At 61.1% G+C, this 15003-nt stretch carries 14 protein-coding genes; 9 read left to right on the forward strand and 5 right to left on the reverse strand.

Annotation, left to right across the window (positions count from 1 at the left end; translation table 11 throughout):
• On the reverse strand, positions 1-960 hold the full coding sequence (locus NW826_RS06910) for a branched-chain amino acid ABC transporter permease (RefSeq protein ID WP_414334031.1): 960 nt from the start codon (positions 958-960) through the stop codon (positions 1-3).
• On the reverse strand, positions 960-1922 hold the full coding sequence (locus tag NW826_RS06915) for a branched-chain amino acid ABC transporter permease (protein ID WP_414509758.1): 963 nt from the start codon (positions 1920-1922) through the stop codon (positions 960-962). Before NW826_RS06915 ends, NW826_RS06910 begins: the two co-directional genes overlap by 1 nt.
• A gap of 9 nt (positions 1923-1931) precedes the next feature.
• Here NW826_RS06915 and lptC point away from each other — a divergent pair, with 9 nt between their 5' ends.
• The gene (lptC, locus tag NW826_RS06920) at positions 1932-2930 is read left to right on the forward strand and encodes an LPS export ABC transporter periplasmic protein LptC (protein ID WP_414509759.1); all 999 of its coding nucleotides are present in this window, start codon (positions 1932-1934) and stop codon (positions 2928-2930) included.
• Between the two features lie 82 nt (positions 2931-3012).
• Entirely contained in the window at positions 3013-4677 is a 1665-nt protein-coding gene (locus NW826_RS06925) for a sulfatase (RefSeq protein ID WP_414334026.1), read from the forward strand.
• Positions 4678-4680: 3 nt separating this feature from the next.
• Here the strand turns inward: NW826_RS06925 and NW826_RS06930 are convergent, their stop codons facing one another.
• Positions 4681-5166, reverse strand: coding sequence for a DUF3531 family protein (locus NW826_RS06930; RefSeq protein ID WP_414334024.1), 486 nt, complete (start codon positions 5164-5166; stop codon positions 4681-4683).
• 204 nt (positions 5167-5370) lie between these two features.
• On the opposite strand from NW826_RS06930, the gene NW826_RS06935 reads away from it, so the two are divergent.
• The 4 genes from NW826_RS06935 (at position 5371) to NW826_RS06950 (ending at position 7967) form a co-directional block, all read left to right on the forward strand.
• Entirely contained in the window at positions 5371-5571 is a 201-nt protein-coding gene (locus NW826_RS06935; protein WP_414334022.1) for a helix-turn-helix domain-containing protein, read from the forward strand.
• Positions 5549-6097 (forward strand): bifunctional pyr operon transcriptional regulator/uracil phosphoribosyltransferase PyrR, encoded by a 549-nt coding sequence (pyrR, locus tag NW826_RS06940; protein WP_414334020.1) that lies wholly within the window; start codon positions 5549-5551, stop codon positions 6095-6097. The genes NW826_RS06935 and pyrR overlap by 23 nt, the downstream gene beginning before the upstream one ends.
• Before the next feature lie 47 nt (positions 6098-6144).
• Positions 6145-7116, forward strand: a complete 972-nt coding sequence (locus tag NW826_RS06945) for a putative 2-dehydropantoate 2-reductase (RefSeq protein ID WP_414334019.1) — start codon at positions 6145-6147, stop codon at positions 7114-7116.
• A 305-nt stretch (positions 7117-7421) separates the two neighbouring features.
• Positions 7422-7967 (forward strand): metal-binding protein, encoded by a 546-nt coding sequence (locus NW826_RS06950; RefSeq protein ID WP_414336194.1) that lies wholly within the window; start codon positions 7422-7424, stop codon positions 7965-7967.
• 960 nt (positions 7968-8927) lie between these two features.
• On the opposite strand, the gene NW826_RS06955 is transcribed toward NW826_RS06950, so the two are convergent.
• Positions 8928-9683 carry an ankyrin repeat domain-containing protein gene (locus tag NW826_RS06955; RefSeq protein ID WP_414338510.1) on the reverse strand — a complete coding sequence of 252 codons (756 nt, stop codon included), beginning with the start codon at positions 9681-9683 and terminating at the stop codon, positions 8928-8930.
• A 310-nt stretch (positions 9684-9993) separates the two neighbouring features.
• Here NW826_RS06955 and NW826_RS06960 point away from each other — a divergent pair, with 310 nt between their 5' ends.
• Entirely contained in the window at positions 9994-10551 is a 558-nt protein-coding gene (locus NW826_RS06960; protein ID WP_414335518.1) for a DnaJ domain-containing protein, read from the forward strand.
• On the opposite strand, the gene NW826_RS06965 is transcribed toward NW826_RS06960, so the two are convergent.
• Positions 10548-11966, reverse strand: coding sequence for a 2-succinylbenzoate--CoA ligase (locus tag NW826_RS06965; RefSeq protein ID WP_414509760.1), 1419 nt, complete (start codon positions 11964-11966; stop codon positions 10548-10550). The genes NW826_RS06960 and NW826_RS06965 overlap by 4 nt on opposite strands.
• A gap of 273 nt (positions 11967-12239) precedes the next feature.
• Here NW826_RS06965 and NW826_RS06970 point away from each other — a divergent pair, with 273 nt between their 5' ends.
• Both NW826_RS06970 and NW826_RS06975 read left to right on the forward strand, forming a co-directional pair.
• Complete coding sequence (locus NW826_RS06970) at positions 12240-13301, forward strand: CIA30 family protein (RefSeq protein WP_414338513.1); 1062 nt, start codon at positions 12240-12242, stop codon at positions 13299-13301.
• Positions 13294-15000, forward strand: a complete 1707-nt coding sequence (locus NW826_RS06975) for an ArnT family glycosyltransferase (RefSeq protein WP_414509761.1) — start codon at positions 13294-13296, stop codon at positions 14998-15000. The genes NW826_RS06970 and NW826_RS06975 overlap by 8 nt, the downstream gene beginning before the upstream one ends.
• Positions 15001-15003 lie beyond the last annotated feature (3 nt).

Here is a 15003-nt window from a genome sequence, read left to right on the forward strand (position 1 = left end):
CTATCCTGCTGGGTTCTGCTTGGAGGAGGCGGAAGTGTCCAAAACAGGCTTGGGCGGGCGTTCTGGCAACAGCCCTTGGGAGCGGGTAAGCAGAATTACCTGCAGCAGGATCCCGATCAACAAAATGCGCAAGGGACCGGCCCGGGTGGCCCACTGGGGCGGCAGACGGTTGGTCAACCACTCGCTGCCCGACCACACCCCCCAAATGGCCAGCACCCCCAGCAGGGCGCCGCGATTGTTGCCGCTGCCCCCCGCGATCAACATTACCCAGACGATAAAGGTGGCAAACTCCGGCTGGAAGGCTTCCGGGCTGATGAAATTGACAAAGTGGGCATAGAGCGCCCCCGCCAGCCCCATCAGCATGGATCCCAGCACAAACGCCTGCAGGCGAAACTGGAGGACATCTTTGCCGGCGGCCAGGGTTGCCGGCTCATCCTCGCGGATGGCCCGCAGCACCCGTCCCCAGGGGGAGCGATAGGCCCGCTCACTCAGCCAGTAAACCACCGCCAAGACCAGCAGCACCAAGCCCAAGTAGAGCAGTGTATCCTGCCCTGGGATCCAGCCGCGAAAGGGCCGCGGAATGCGGGTGATGCCGCGCACCCCGTTGGTCAGCCAGCCCTCATTCCTCAGGATTTGGCTGATGATCTCGGCAATGCCGATGGTGGCAATAGCCAAATAGTCGGAGCGCAGCTTCAGGGTGATCAAGCCAATCAAGAAGGCGATCGCACCGGCGGCGGCTACTGCTATGGCAAAGCCCACCCAGAACGGCAGATTGAACCCGCCCAGATGTTCAGGGGTGGGCGGCGTCGTGGCTATGGCGCTGGCGTAGGCCCCCACAGCAAAAAAGGCCCCCACGCCGATGTTGAACATGCCGGCATAGCCCCACTGGATATTGAGGCCCAGCACCAGCACGCCGTAGATCCCCACCAAAACCAAAAAGAAGATGGCGTAGCTCAACATCAGGCCCGCCCCCCCAATAGCCCTGTGGGCCGGAAGATCAGCATCAGCACCAAAATGGCGAAGGCTACCCCTGTTTTGTAAGCCGGATTGATCGCTAAAGTCGAGAACTCCTCCGCCAGGCCAATTACCAGCCCCCCAGCAATGGCTCCATAGGGACGGCCAATGCCGCCGAGAATGGCTGCCGCAAAAACGGGCAACAACAGCCGCCAGCCCATGGTGGGGTGCAGCCGCGTATCCAGGCCCAGGAAGATGCCCGCCACACAGGCCAAGGCGGCGCCGATGACCCAAGTCCAGAGGATGATCCGCTCCGTCTCAATCCCGGTCACCTTGGCCAAGTCAAAATTGTCGGCCATGGCCCGCATCGCTTTGCCCACCCGCGTGCGCTGCAAAAACAGGTGCAGAGCCACCACCAGCAAGGCCGTTCCCACCAGAACCACCACCCAATCCGGCTTGATGCGCAGCCCCCCCAACTGCCAGGGCAACTGGATGCCGCTGCGGTACACTTGGTTGTTGGGCCCCCAGACGATCTGCACCAAGCTGCGCAAGATCAGGGCCGTGCCAAAAGAAGAAATGAGCAAAATCACCGGTGCTTCCCGGCGCAGGCGGCGATAGATCAGTTGGTCGATCCCCACCGCGCAAAGTGCCGTCGCCAAGGCCGCCGGGATCCAGCTCACCCCAATCGGCCAACCCAACCCGACAAACGTTAGAGCAAAATAGGCCCCCAAGGTCATCAGATCCCCGTGGGCAAAGTTGGCAAAACGCAAAATGCCGAACGTCAGCGACACCCCGATCGCCCCCAGGGCGTAGATGCTGCCCAGGACGAGGCCGTAGATAAAAAGCTGCAACAGTTGGGCCACCCTTGCCCCCGCAATACCCTGCCCTGATGATGCCACGGGTTTGTTAAAGCGGGATCCCATCCGGCCCAGCGGCAGGGTAGAGCTAGGGTAGGAGAAAGCGCGCAAGAGAGATCCATGCAGCCCAACTCTTCCCGGATCCCAGGTTGGCTAGTGGTTTTGGCCCTGCTGAGCGCTGCCTGTGGTGGGCCGGAGCCACCTCCAAGCAGGGATCCCACGCCTGCAGCTCCCGTCTCTACCCCCCAGTTAATCTACGAAAACATCACTCTCACCCAGGCCAAACCTGACGGTGGCCTGCTCTGGCGCCTACAGGCGCGCCTGGCCGAATACGAGTCCCCCCCAGAAAACGGCTCCACTCCCGTACAGTTGGGATCCGCCCATTTGCAGTCTATCGAGGGAGAGTTTTTCGACGCAGACGATCGCGCCATCCGCACCCGTGCCGAGCGAGGATCTGTGTACCCAGACGAGCGGCGGCTGGAATTGACGGGCCAAGTGGCGGTGGAATCGGAGCGGGACAACCTACGCCTGCAGGCAGAGCGGCTGCAGTGGCTGCCGGAACAGCGCCTCCTCGAAGCCGAGGGCCAGGTACAGGTGGAGCTGTTGGACGGCCAGGGATCCCTGTGGGGGGATCGTTTGCGCATCGACTTTGGCCAGGCCCAGATGCAACTGGAGAATTGGGATCCAAGCCAACCGGTGCGGGCCAAGTATCGCGATCCGGAGCTGGAGCTGACCGCCAGCCGCTTGCTCTGGAACTTTGGTGCCGGCGAGGTGCAGGCGTTGGGAGCAGTCGAGGTGGATGCGCCCCAGCAAAGGGTGCGCCTCAGCGGCGAGCAATTGCGGGCCCCGCTGCCCCTGACCGAGCTGCGCCTGCTGGGCAACGTGAAAGCCAAAGCCGTTCCCGTTGGCGGAACGGGATCCCTGCAGACCGGCCAAGAGCTGGAAGCCCAAGAGATCCGCTGGCGCATCGGCTCCACCCAACTGCAAGCCCTGGGCAATGTGCGCTACCGCCAGCCTGGACAAGCCCTGACTGTGAGCGGTGACCAAGGGATCCTGGATTGGCAGGCCAACACCGCCCGGATCCAAGGCAACAGCCAAACCCGGCTCACTTTGCCCTAGGAGCCGGCGGCAAAGGGCCAACAAGAGCATGTCAAGATAGTTTAAGAACCGTGTTGGGTGGGTTGTGGTGAGGAGTTCAGCAATGGCAGAGACCGCCTGGGGGGAACGCCCCAACATTCTGTTGATCGTGCTGGATACCCAGCGGGCGGATCGCCTTTCCTGCTACTGGTCAGAGGAAGAGCGGGCCCGCCAGGTGCCCACCAGCCCCAACCTGGATCGGCTGGCCGCTGAGTCCACCCTCTTCGAGCGGGCCATCGCCCCCGCCCAGTGGACGATCCCCTCCCACGCCTCCCTGTTTACGGGGGAATACCCCAGCACCCACCAAACCGTTCAGGCAGACCTGGAGCTGAGCCCTGCTCTACCCACTCTGGCGGAGCTGTTGAAGCTGGGCGGCTACACCACCGTGGGCTTTTGCAACAACCCCCTGGTCGGGATCCTGAAAAACGGCCTGCGGCGAGGCTTCGACACCTTCTACAACTACGGCGGGGCCCTACCCACCCGCCCTCCCGAAGGCAACCCTCTGCCGGCTCCCCTCAACCGCTGGCTGGCCGCCTACACCCAGTTTTGGCGCCGTCTCTCCTACCCGGTGCAAAATGCCTTTGCCCGCTCCGACACCCTTTTTCAGTTGGCGCTGCACCCCTGGTTTGCCTCCCTCTGGACCCGCCTGATGAACTTTAAGGGCAACACGGCTGCCTCCATCGCCGACCTGAACCGCTACCTGCAGCAGATAGCCCGCCGCCCTGCCGGAGCACCGCCTTTCTTTTGCTTCGTCAACCTAATGGAGCCCCACCTGCCCTACTGGCCGCCGGAGCCCTTTGTGCAGAAATACGCCCCCTACTTCAAGACCAACCGCGAGGCGCGCGACTTTTTGCGCCAGTACAACGCCCAGCCCTACCGCTGGATGGCGCCCCTGCCGCAGCCGCTTTCTCCCCTGCAAGCGCAGGTGCTCAGGGACATCTACGATGCCGAGGTGGCCTACCAGGATCACCTGCTGGGATCCGTCTTCGCCACCCTGCGCCACACTGGCCTGGAGCAGAACACTCTGGTGGCTATCGTCGCGGATCACGGCGAAGGCTTGGGGGAGCACGACTTCGTCGGCCATGCTTTTGTGGTTTACGAAGAGCTAATCCGCGTCCCCCTGATCCTGCATTACCCCGGCTATTTTCCGGCAGGAAAGCGCGTGGCCACCCCCGTTTCCACCCGCCGCCTCTTTCATACTCTCTTGGAAGCTGCCGGCTTCCGCCCCAGCCTTTCTCTAGCCAACGGCGCCCCCCGTATCAGCCTCAAGCTTCGCCGCGAGATCGCCCGCCTCAGCCTGACCCGCACCCTGGCCGGTGAGGATCCGGAGCAGGGGGTGGTGCTCAGCGAGGCCTTCCCGCCCCACCTTCTCCTGCGGGCCATGGAAAACCGCAACGACAGCCTGCTGCAGGCGCGCGCCTGTTACGACACCCGCCGAGCCCTCTACGAAGGGGTGACCAAGCTGATCCAAACCGGAGATCGCCCCAGCCTCTACAACCTGGAGCAGGATCCGGCGGAACTGCGGGATCTGCTCTTGGCCGGGATCCCTTCTGAGCCTGGTAGCCCTTCCCTTTCCCCCCAAACTTGGCTGACCCGCCTGCGGCAAGCCTTGAGGCAGTGGCTGGACTGGGCAGAGTCGCGCCGGCCCAGCACGGCTCCTCGCAAGGTAAATGTGGAAAGCGATGCAGACTTGGTACGGCAGATGCAAGAGCTGGGCTACCTGGAGTAGAGGCTATTCCAGCTCTCCTGCTTCCCCCACATGATCCCGCACATAGCCGTTTAAATCGTAGTCATCCGCCTCCTCGGGATCCGCTGTCGGCCAGTCCTCGTTTTGCCCGCCGATAATGACGCGGCTGAGGTGGATGTACTCGAGGCTAAGGGTGCGCAAGGCGTTGATCAACACGTCCAGCGCCAAGGCATCGGCAGTGCCCAGATCAAACCAGCAGCGGGCCCAGTTGTCCTTTTCCTCTAGGGATCCCATGTTGTGCATTAGAGAGGGCAGAGGATCCGAGTCGCTGGGGTACTCCAAATAGCTCAGATCCACCTCCGCCTCTTGGGCCACCAGGCGCTCGGCGTTGAATCCTCCCAACTTGCCCAGCACATACCACGATTCCAGCACCTCGTTGAGGTACTCCAGCTCAGCTTCGACCGGCGGCTCGGCAAACTCAAACCAGATCCAGAGATTTCCCGGATCGCACTCGCGAAACTCCACTTGCATGGACAGCTCCTCTGCTGCGGCCTAGCCCTTGATCTTAACTGCCAAGAGCGCGAGAACATAAGTCCCGCGCTGTATGCGTAGCAACCCTGCGGGAAGCAAGCTACAGCGCCGGGATACATGGAGTCTCGCTGCTTGCTTTCAATGCCCCCGAAGCAAGCATTTACCACCCCACTCCGGTTGTGGTAAAACGACCCCATATTGACCATGCACTACACCTACCGAATCTGCCCAGATGCCACACAGCAAGCCCAACTGCTGGAGTGGCTTGCAACATGCAGAGGCGGGTATCACTACGCTTTGCGCGAACTCAAAGACTGGGTTGCTTCGCGTCAGAGCCTTCTACAGACCAGATCTGCGATCGGTGAGGGAGCGACCGGGATCCATGTCTACGATCGAAGTCTTTGATGCGCAGCAGGTGGCCGGGCTGATCGAGAGCCTGGCAGCAGCGATCGCCAGGGATCACCCCCACCCCCAGAAGCTCACTCTGATCGGCATTCGCACTCGCGGAGTCCCCTTGGCCTACCGCCTGCGGGATCGGATTGCCGCTCGACTGGGGATCCCGCCCCAGGTCGGGGAGCTGGACATTACCTTTTTCCGAGACGACCTGGGCGCCGGCGGGCTGCGCACCCCCGATCGCAGCGAGATGCCCCGGGATCTGACTGGCCAGGAGGTGGTGCTGGTGGACGATGTTATCTTTCGGGGTCGCACCGTCCGCGCGGCTCTGGAAGCCCTGCATCACTTTGGGCGACCGGAACGGGTGCGCTTGGCCGTGCTGATCGACCGTGGTCACCGCCAGTTCCCCATCCAACCGGATTACTGCGGTTACCAGCTTCCCACGGAACCTGAGCAAAGGGTGAGGGTTCATCTGCGGGAAACCGATGCAGAAGAGCGGGTGTTGTTGATAGACCAAACAGCAAAGAGCGATCCCTAAGCTGGTGCTTGGGGTATTTTGGGGATGATCTGCCGCAACTCACCGCTATGTCTTGGTTGCCGGAGACCCGCCGTTACGCTGTTTTGGGCACGGGCGCCCTGGGGGGATTTTATGGGGCGAAATTGCAACAGGCAGGCTTTGCGGTGCATTTTCTGCTGCACAGCGACTATGACTATGTTCGCCAAAACGGCTTGTGGGTGCAGTCCTGCTGGGGGGATTTTCATTTGCCGCAGGTGAATGCCTACGCAGCAGTAGAGGACATGCCCCCTTGCGAAGGGGTGATCGTGGCTTTGAAAGCCACCCAAAATCACCTGCTGCCGCAGTTGCTCCCGCCCGTGTTGGCCGAGAATGGCGTGGTGATCGTGCTGCAAAATGGGCTGGGGGCGGAGCCGGAGGTTGCCGAGTGCGTCGGCCCTGAACGAGTCATGGGGGGCCTGTGTTTCATCAGCTCCAACAAGGTTGGCCCCGGCCACATTCATCATCTGGACTATGGGTCGGTGCTGCTGGCAGAATACGGCCCTAACTATGCCCCCCAAGGGATCACGCCCCGTCTTCAACAAGTTCAAGCCGATTTTCAACGGGCAGGGATCCCCACCACACTCTCTCCGGATCTGATGTTGGCCCGCTGGCAAAAGTTGGTCTGGAACATTCCCTTCAACGGCCTCTCGGTGGTGTTCAACGCCGACACGCAGCAGATGATCCGCGACCCTGAGGCTCGTGCTTTGGCGGAAACGCTGATGCAGGAGGTGATCCAGGGAGCGGCGGCCTGTGATCGCCTGCTTCCCGATTCCCTGATCCCAGAAATGCTCACCAACACCGAGAAGATGGCTCCCTACCGCACCAGCATGAAGATCGACTACGAGCGCAAACGTCCTCTGGAACTGCAGGCAATCTTTGGCAACCCACTGCGCTATGCCCGACAAGCCGGGATCCACTTGCCGCGGGTGGAAATGCTCCACCGGCAGTTGCAGGTGTTGGATCGCCTGAATCGAGGGATCCCTGTCGCTCAGCAGGCTTGAGTTTTTCAAGATCAGCGGCGCCTGTAAACTACCCGACTCCGACCGCTCAGCGGTACGGACTGGGCTTAAGCGCTCCGCAAAGCCGACAAGGTTGCCTCTAGCTTCACGGCTTGCGAAGCAGACACCTTGAGCTTGCAGGAGATAGTCAGGACTTGGGCCATGTCACAACTATACGTCGTCCGCATTCCTCCCGAGCCTGACCCTACGGGGCCGGGCTCCTGCGGTTTCTAGCTGAAGCTAGGTCAGGCTTTTTCCTCCGCTGGCGGGTAGACTGAGCGCCAGTCGGGTACCGTTGCTCTGGCCTTATGCCGCTGGGATCCACCCACGATCGCATCACCCTCTGGACGGCCCCCGGCATCACCTTGGCCGCCGGTTTGTTGGGGAATAGCACCACCGTTGCTCTGGCTGTGGGATCCGCCTATCTGTTCAGTGGCCTGATGTTTTCTGGAGATCTGGACACCTGTTCTCGACAGTACCAACGCTGGCTGTTCTTGCGCTGGATTTGGCTGCCCTACCGCAAGTGGATGCGGCATCGCTCCTTCTGGTCGCATGGGCCCATCGTGGGCACCGCCCTGCGGGTGCTGTACTTGAGCCTATGGGCCGGCGGAGTTGGCCTGCCGGTGGCTTGGCTGGGATCCCGGTTGGGCTGGTGGATGTGGCAGCCTTGGGTGTGGCGCAGCGATCTCTGGCAATGGCTGCAAGTTCACGCCGAGATCCTGTTTTGGATTGGGATGGGGTTGGAGCTGGGATCGGCCAACCACAGCCTCAGCGATTGGATGGTCTCCAACTGGAAACGCTGGCGCAAAAAACGCCGTCAGGTTCGCTCCAGGCCACTCGGCTATCGTCGCTAGATCCCCGTTGGACCAAGAGTAAACTACCCCACACTTGAACCTGTTGCTGTCCTGTGCCTGCAAGCCCGCCCTCCTGAGAAGACTTAACGGCCAATCTTTGTCAATTGCCCCCGCCCCCTCTGTCCGACTCCCGTGGCTTGATGCAAATTACTCCTACTTTGTCGGCTATGTATTGCAATTTAGTCTCAATAGAGTTATGCTGTTACTCAGTTGAGTGGTGGAGTTCTATCCATCAGTCTTCCTCTCTTGTCTTGGATGTGACAGGGATCCCGCGCCGGCGGAACTGGCCATCCTGCCTTTGGCAGGGATCCCTTTCTCTCTTCTTCGGCTTTAGCCGAGCTTCTGGGTTAATGAGAGTCAGTCCTAGTTAATGAGGGGATAGTTTCTGCTGGAGTGGGTCGAGCTGCGGAGGTGGCGGTGTGCGGCAATAACAGCGGCTGAGGGCCGGAAGACAAGACCTAATACATACAAAAGTCGCTGCGCCAGTTGTCTTTGTAAACCCGTTGCAAGCTAAGGGGAAGGGCTAACTTTTTGGGACAAACTGTCTGTCCTACACCTTGTGTTGCTGTTTAAAAAAATGTGTTGAGTCAAAGAGAAATTCGAGAAAAAATCGAGAAAAAATCTAGAAAAAAGTTGAATCGTGCGGGAAGAATCGGTTAAAATCTAGCTGGCGTTAACGCTAACCGCGACGAAGAGATCGGAGGGAGGAAAACCTAACAGCCTCTCTCCTTTTTTCTGTAGAAATTACTCTCACTTTCAACCTCTATAGTCACTTCAAGTAGCAGCACAACGTTTCTCTACATCGCTATTGCTAGGCAACGCTGTCGCGAACGCGCCGCTCTAACTCCCCTCTCCTTCAGGGAGAGGGGCTGGGGGTGAGGGATGTCCCTCAGGAAGAGGAGCTGGGGGTGAGGGCAGCGACGCGGAGCGCTTGGGTCGGCGGCAATAGCAAACTTGATACTAAAGGGTTGCACCTCGGTCTTGTAACCATTGGACAGCCAAGCTGTGTTGGCGTTTTTGGGCATAGGCCAAAGGAGTATGCCCATCTTCATTGCGAGGGTTCAATTCGGCCCCATTTTCCAGCAAAAGTTCCAGGATTGCCACATGCCCCTCCCAAGCGGCCCAGTGCATCGGTGTTGCCCCAAATCGGTTGCGCGCATTGACATTGGCCCCATACAAGAGCAGAAAGCGAGCAATGCCCAGTTGCCCTTGGGTAGCAGCCTCGTGCAGAGGAGTTCGACCGGTTGCATCGGCGGCATCCACCGGCGCTCCTTTGGATAACAGGCGGGCCAGGATGCTTTTTCGTCCGGTGGTCGTGGCCCAATGGAGAACGCCAGAGGTATTGGCTCCTTTTTGGATGAGCAGACCGATCACCTCTGCCTGATCGGTTAAGGCAGCCCGATGGAGAGGGGTATATCCATAGCCATCTGGAAGGTTGATGTCGCTGCCTGCCCTCAAAAGACGCTCCACCAGCTTGACCCGACCGCTGGCGGCGGCCAAATGGAGCGGGGTGACACCTGTGGGATCCAAGGCATTGGGAGAAGCACCATGGGCTAAGAGCAAATCCAGCAGTTCCAAATTGCCAAGCAGTGTTGCTTTATGAAGCAAGGTCAGTCCTTGAGCATCGACAGCATTCACATCTTCCCCTTGCTGCAAATGGGCTAATAATTGCTCTTGATCTTGATCTGCAAGAGCTTGATGAAGGGCTTCACTCATAGTCGATCGATAGAAGTCAAAGAAACCGATTGGGAATGGGGTTTCCAAATAACTTGGGCAAAGTCTAACACCGGATCCCTACCCTTGAGGTAGCTACAGGAAGAGAGACCTCTGCGTGCTCAGTCAAAGTGGCATTACAGCATCAAGCCCCAGCTAGGAGAACAACTTTCCATGAGATCGCATGAGCGCCGAGAGGATCCCTTGGTTTAGCCCGGCTTGGCATGGCATGATCATCGGCATAATCAGGGGTCGGAGCTGACTTTTGGCCCAGGTTCTGCCACTCTCAATTCCCTTCCTTCTGCCACCGCTCATGGACTACTACGCGATTCTCAACCTATCGCCGGAAGCGGACATCGAAGATATCAAGCAAGCCTTTCGCCGGTTGGCGCGGCAGTTTCACCCCGATGTGGCAGGGGAGGGATCTCGAGAGCGGTTCCAGCAAATCTATCAGGCCTACCAAGTGCTGAGCGACCCCGAGCAGCGGCGGCGCTACGATGCCCAGCGTCAATCTCCTCCTGCCGCCGGCCAGAGGCGGGTGGTCATCCGCACCGCCGGCTCTTCATCGGCAGAGCACCTCGATCCGGAATTGCTCAAAGAAGGGATTGCCCGCGTCAAGGCAGCCTGGCGCGAGCGTAAGTTGCCCACGGCAGTGGCTCTGGCAGAGGCGCTGTTGAAACGGTTTCCCAACTCCGGCGAGGCCATCCACCTCTTGGCTTTGGCCTACCAGCGCTTCGGCAACCACTTGATCTACGAGGGTCGCCACCAGCAGGCGGAAGCTTACCTGAGAAAGGCTTTGGCTATGGAGCCCCACAACCGGGAATTGACCTTTGAAATCCGGCGAGACTTGGCTCGTCTGGGATCCCGCTAGCTTACCTGGGGCGAGATCCCCAACTGCTGGGCGGCCCACTGCCGGAGCTGTTGGCGGTTCACCTTGCCCTGGAGATTGCGCGGGATCCCGGTGCACCACAGCCAGCGCTTCGGATGCTTGAAGGGACTCAGTTGGCGGCTCAGGTGTTGCTTCAGGTGCATCTCCAGCTCTTGGGGGATCGCCGGGAGCCCGGTTTTGGGGACGACCACCGCCACCACCTGCTGCCCCCATTCGGCATCGGGCAGACCCAGCACCCACACATCGTCCACCCAGCCGCTGGCCCGAACCTCTCCTTCCACCTCGGCAGCCATCACTTTTTCTCCGCCAGTCAGGATCAGGTCGTCGGCGCGACCCAACCAAAAGAGGTGGCCCTGCGAGTCCAGATAGCCCCAATCGCCGGGGGTGAAGCCTTGCTGATGCCATTGGCGCAAACCAAAGTGCTCCGCACCGCTGACGCGAAGGGCGGCCTGGGGGTAATGGCCCAGTGCCAGCGACTTGGCCCGGATGTGGATGAATCCCACGGCATCGCTGGGCAAGGGATCCCCTTGTTCACTGCGGATCTGGAGCGTGGCGTGGGGCAGGGGCCGGCCCAGGCTGTCGTTTCCTTGCCAAAAAGCCTCCGGCAGAAGCGTACAGACTTGGGAAGCCGTTTCGGTCATGCCGTAGGTGAGGGCAAGGGGCAGGTGCAGTTGTCGGGCCTGTTGCCGCAAGCTGGGCCAGGTGGGGCCACCACCGACCAAAATGGCGCGAAATTGGCGCAGGCTCTCCACAACTCCCGGCTGGGGGTTGAGCAACAGCCGTTGCAACTGAGTGGGTACCAGCGATAGAAAACTCCCCGGCAAGGGGGGATCCCAGGCCTCGGCTTGCTGTTGCCGTTTCCAATCCCAGACGATCCACTGCCCACCGGTCAGCCAGGAGCGAACAGCCTGCATCAGGCCGCTGATGTGGTGCAGGGGCAGCAGGCAATAGCTATGGACGCAGTCCACGCCGAAGTGCTGTTGGTGGGCCTTGGCCGAGGCGCTGAGGGTACGCCAAGAGTGGATTGCCCATTTCACCTGGCCGCCGGAGCCGCCGGTAGGGATCCCGATCAACGGCCAATGGGAGCCGGGTACAGCCTCCCGCAGAGAGGGGTTCAATGGGCTGGGATCCCCCTCCAGCCGGCCTTGCCGCCAGCGCCAGCCGCCTCCCAGGCCAGCCACAGCCTGGGCCCACTCTCGTTCTCCCCACTTGGGATTGCCCAAGAAGAGCGGGATCCCCAGTTTTTGACAGGTCAAAACGGCGGCCCACACCTGCAGCGGATCTGAGTCTGCCAGCAGCAGGGGAGCTGTCTTTTCTGCCAAGGGGCGCAATTGCTCTTCCAGTCCAGACAGGCGCTCCCGCCAAGTAACGGAGTGGCAACAGGGGTTCGGAAACATGCTTGGGCCGGTTTGGTCGGTCATCATGCAACTAAAGCGGAGCACCGCCGACACTAGACACAGAATAGCTTGGACTCCACAAGGCAGTTTTGTTGTGTGGCTTGAGCTCATCCGTCGAGAAGCCCCGCCCTCTGTCCGCGCACTGCAAAACCTCACCGGGCTGAGAATGCTGCTGGAAGTCCGGCTGGCCATTGGCCCTGCTCGTGAGCCAATTGCGTTCTGCAAAAGATCTGCATAATTTGGATAATCTGGACAAAGGGACGAGGTAAAGTCATGCCTTGGGAGCTGGGGCGGTTTTGGAACACGCTGACCTACTACGAGGCGTTGCCCTTTGCCGACTTCTGGCGCTGGGTTCAGAATGGGTTGCAAAGCCCAGCAGTTAACTGTATGCCTCCTTCCCTGACTCCGGCCACTTCCCTTCCGGTGGTTCTTTTGGGCGATGGCCTGCCCGAAGGTTTGGCAGAGGCGTTGCACCGGCAGGGAGCAGCGGTGGGGCAGAGCCAGGACTGGCTGACGGCCAGGGTGATCTTAGGGCTGGGAGCGCCAGAGACGGCCAAGGCTCACCTGGAGCGGCTACGCCGCAGTGGACAGACGGAACAGATGCTCTTTGACTTCCGCCGGCCCGATCCCCAGTTGAACCAGTTCTGGGGCATCCTGGACGATGTGGTGATGGGCGGGGTGAGCCAAAGCCAACTGCTCTGGGGAGAGGGCGAGCTGCTGTTTACGGGCCAGGTTTCCACGGCCAACTTCGGCGGCTTTGTTTCCACCCGCACGCGCAATTGGCAGCCGCCCTTGGATGCCTCAGGGTTTGCCGGCCTGGAGCTGCGGCTACGGGGCGATGGACAGCGCTACAAGGTTCTGCTGCGGGATCAAGGGGGCTGGGACAGCCCGGCCTACAGCTATGCTTTCGACACCACCCCAGGGGAGGAGCAGACTGTTCAAGTTCCTTTTGCCGAGATGGTGCCCACCTTTCGCGCCCGCCGGGTTGCCGCTCCCCCCTTGAATACCCGCCAGATCCATTCGCTGCAACTGATGCTGAGCAAGTTTGAAGCCGACGGCAGCCCCAACCCCCGTTTTCGGCCTGGGCCGTTTCGGCTGGGCGTGCGTTGGATCGGGCTCTATCGCCAGGAGCCGCTGCCGCAACTGATTGGGGTGGCGCGGGGATCCCTGGCGCCCGATTGGGTGGCGGCCCTGCAGGAGAGCTCCAGCCGTTGGTGTGGGGTGGAGATTCCCGCCGAGATCGAGGGATCCACCTTAGCCGCTCACCTACTGCGCCTTTTGCGCTCGCCCGCCAGTGTGGGCCGGGTGGTGCCCCTGCAAGCCTTCCATGGCTAAGCTTCTTGGCGGCCTCCAGGGATCCCTAGGAATGGGGCTTTTGGCCCTCCTGTGGCTGGGGGCGGGCCAGGGGATCCCTTACCTATTTGACTGGGACGAGCTCATTTACGCCAGCTTGGCGCGGCAGATGCTGGCCAGCGGCGATCCCCTGGCTTTGCAGATCAACGGCGAGCCCTTCTACGAGAAGCCGCCCCTGTTTTTCTGGCTGCAGGCCCTGGCGATGGCAGCCCTGGGGATCAACGAAGGGGCGGCGCGGCTGCCCAATGCCTGGGTTGGCGGCATCACGGTGGCCCTCTTGGTGGCGTGGGGAGGTCGGCTGCGCGGGGTGGGGTTTGGCTGCCTCTGGGGGATCCTGCTCCTGACGGGCTACCTGCCTTTGTTTTTCTACAAAACCGGCCTCATCGACCCGCTGCTGAATTTGGGCATGGGCGTGGGGCTGGGATCCCTTTGGGCTGCTGACGAGGCCTGCCGGGCCGGCCGCTCCGAGCAGGGGTGGAACGCCCTGGGCGCGCTGGCCTTGGGCCTGGCGGTGTTGGCCAAGGGGCCGGTGGGGCTGGTGTTGCCGCTGGGCATCTGGGCCCTCTACAAGCTCTGGCAGCGGGATCCGCCAAGGCGGTGGGGGGAGATGGTGGCCTTCCTCGGCTTGGCGGGGGCTATTCCTCTGGCCTGGCTGGCGCTGGAAGCAGCGGCGCGGGGGCTGCAGTGGCTGGCGGCGTTTTGGCACTACCAGTGGGGTTTGGTGAGTACCCCCAGCGGCCACCCCGGCCCAGTCTATTTTCATCTGCTGGCCTTTGCTCTAGGGTGTTTTCCCTGGGCGGCTCCGGCCTTGGCCGAGATCTTGGCCAGCCTCCGCAGGAGCAGTGACTCGGCAGCGGCGGATTTAACTCAGCGGGCAGAACGCCTGCTGTTGGTGGCCTTCGGGGTGGTGCTGGCTCTGTTTTCGCTCTTAGTGCAAACCAAGTTGATCCACTACACCTCGCTGCTTTATCCCATCGGCGCCTACTTTGCTGCCCTGCGCCTGCAACGCCTGGGATCAAGAGAGGCTCAACTCAGCGTTTGGGAAGGCGGCTGGATCCTGCTGAGCGGTTTGTTTTGGCTAGCCCTGTGGCTGCTATTGCCCTGGCTGGGATCCCAGGATCCCGTCCTGCTGCTGCCGGTGGCCGAGAAGAGATTGACTGCTTTGGGGATCCCGCTTTCCGACCTTTTCAAGAGCCTAGCGGGCAGCTTGGCGCTTGGATATCTCCAGGCTGAGGTGGAGTGGCCCTTCTTCACCTATGGCCCTGCTGTGCTCCTGGGGCTGGGGGGACTGGCCTGGATTAGAGCTCGGCACAACGTTCGGGGATGGGCCATCTTGCTCTTGGCCACCGGACTAAGCGCCCAGTTGGCCTGGAGCTGGGTTTTCCCAAGGGTGTTGCAGCATACCCAGGGGGGATCCGTCCACTTCTTCCGCCAGTTTGCCGGCCCAGAACCGGCTCTTTCGGGAAGGGTTGGCCTCTATGGGCTGCGGTCGTTTGTACCCTATTTTTATGGCCCGCTGCGGGTGCCCTATGCCGCCAACCCGGAGGAGCTGGCCGCCTGGCAGGTGCCCGACTATCTGGTGACCTGGGATCCCTTTGTAGCTGAGCTAGCAGCAACTTGGCAGGTCGTAGAGCGCCGCAGCCCCTTTTGGCTGTTGAAAAAAACCTCTTCTCTCCCCTAGCCG

This window comes from Synechococcus sp. OH20, assembly GCF_047502685.1.
Taxonomy (GTDB): domain Bacteria; phylum Cyanobacteriota; class Cyanobacteriia; order Thermostichales; family Thermostichaceae; genus Thermostichus.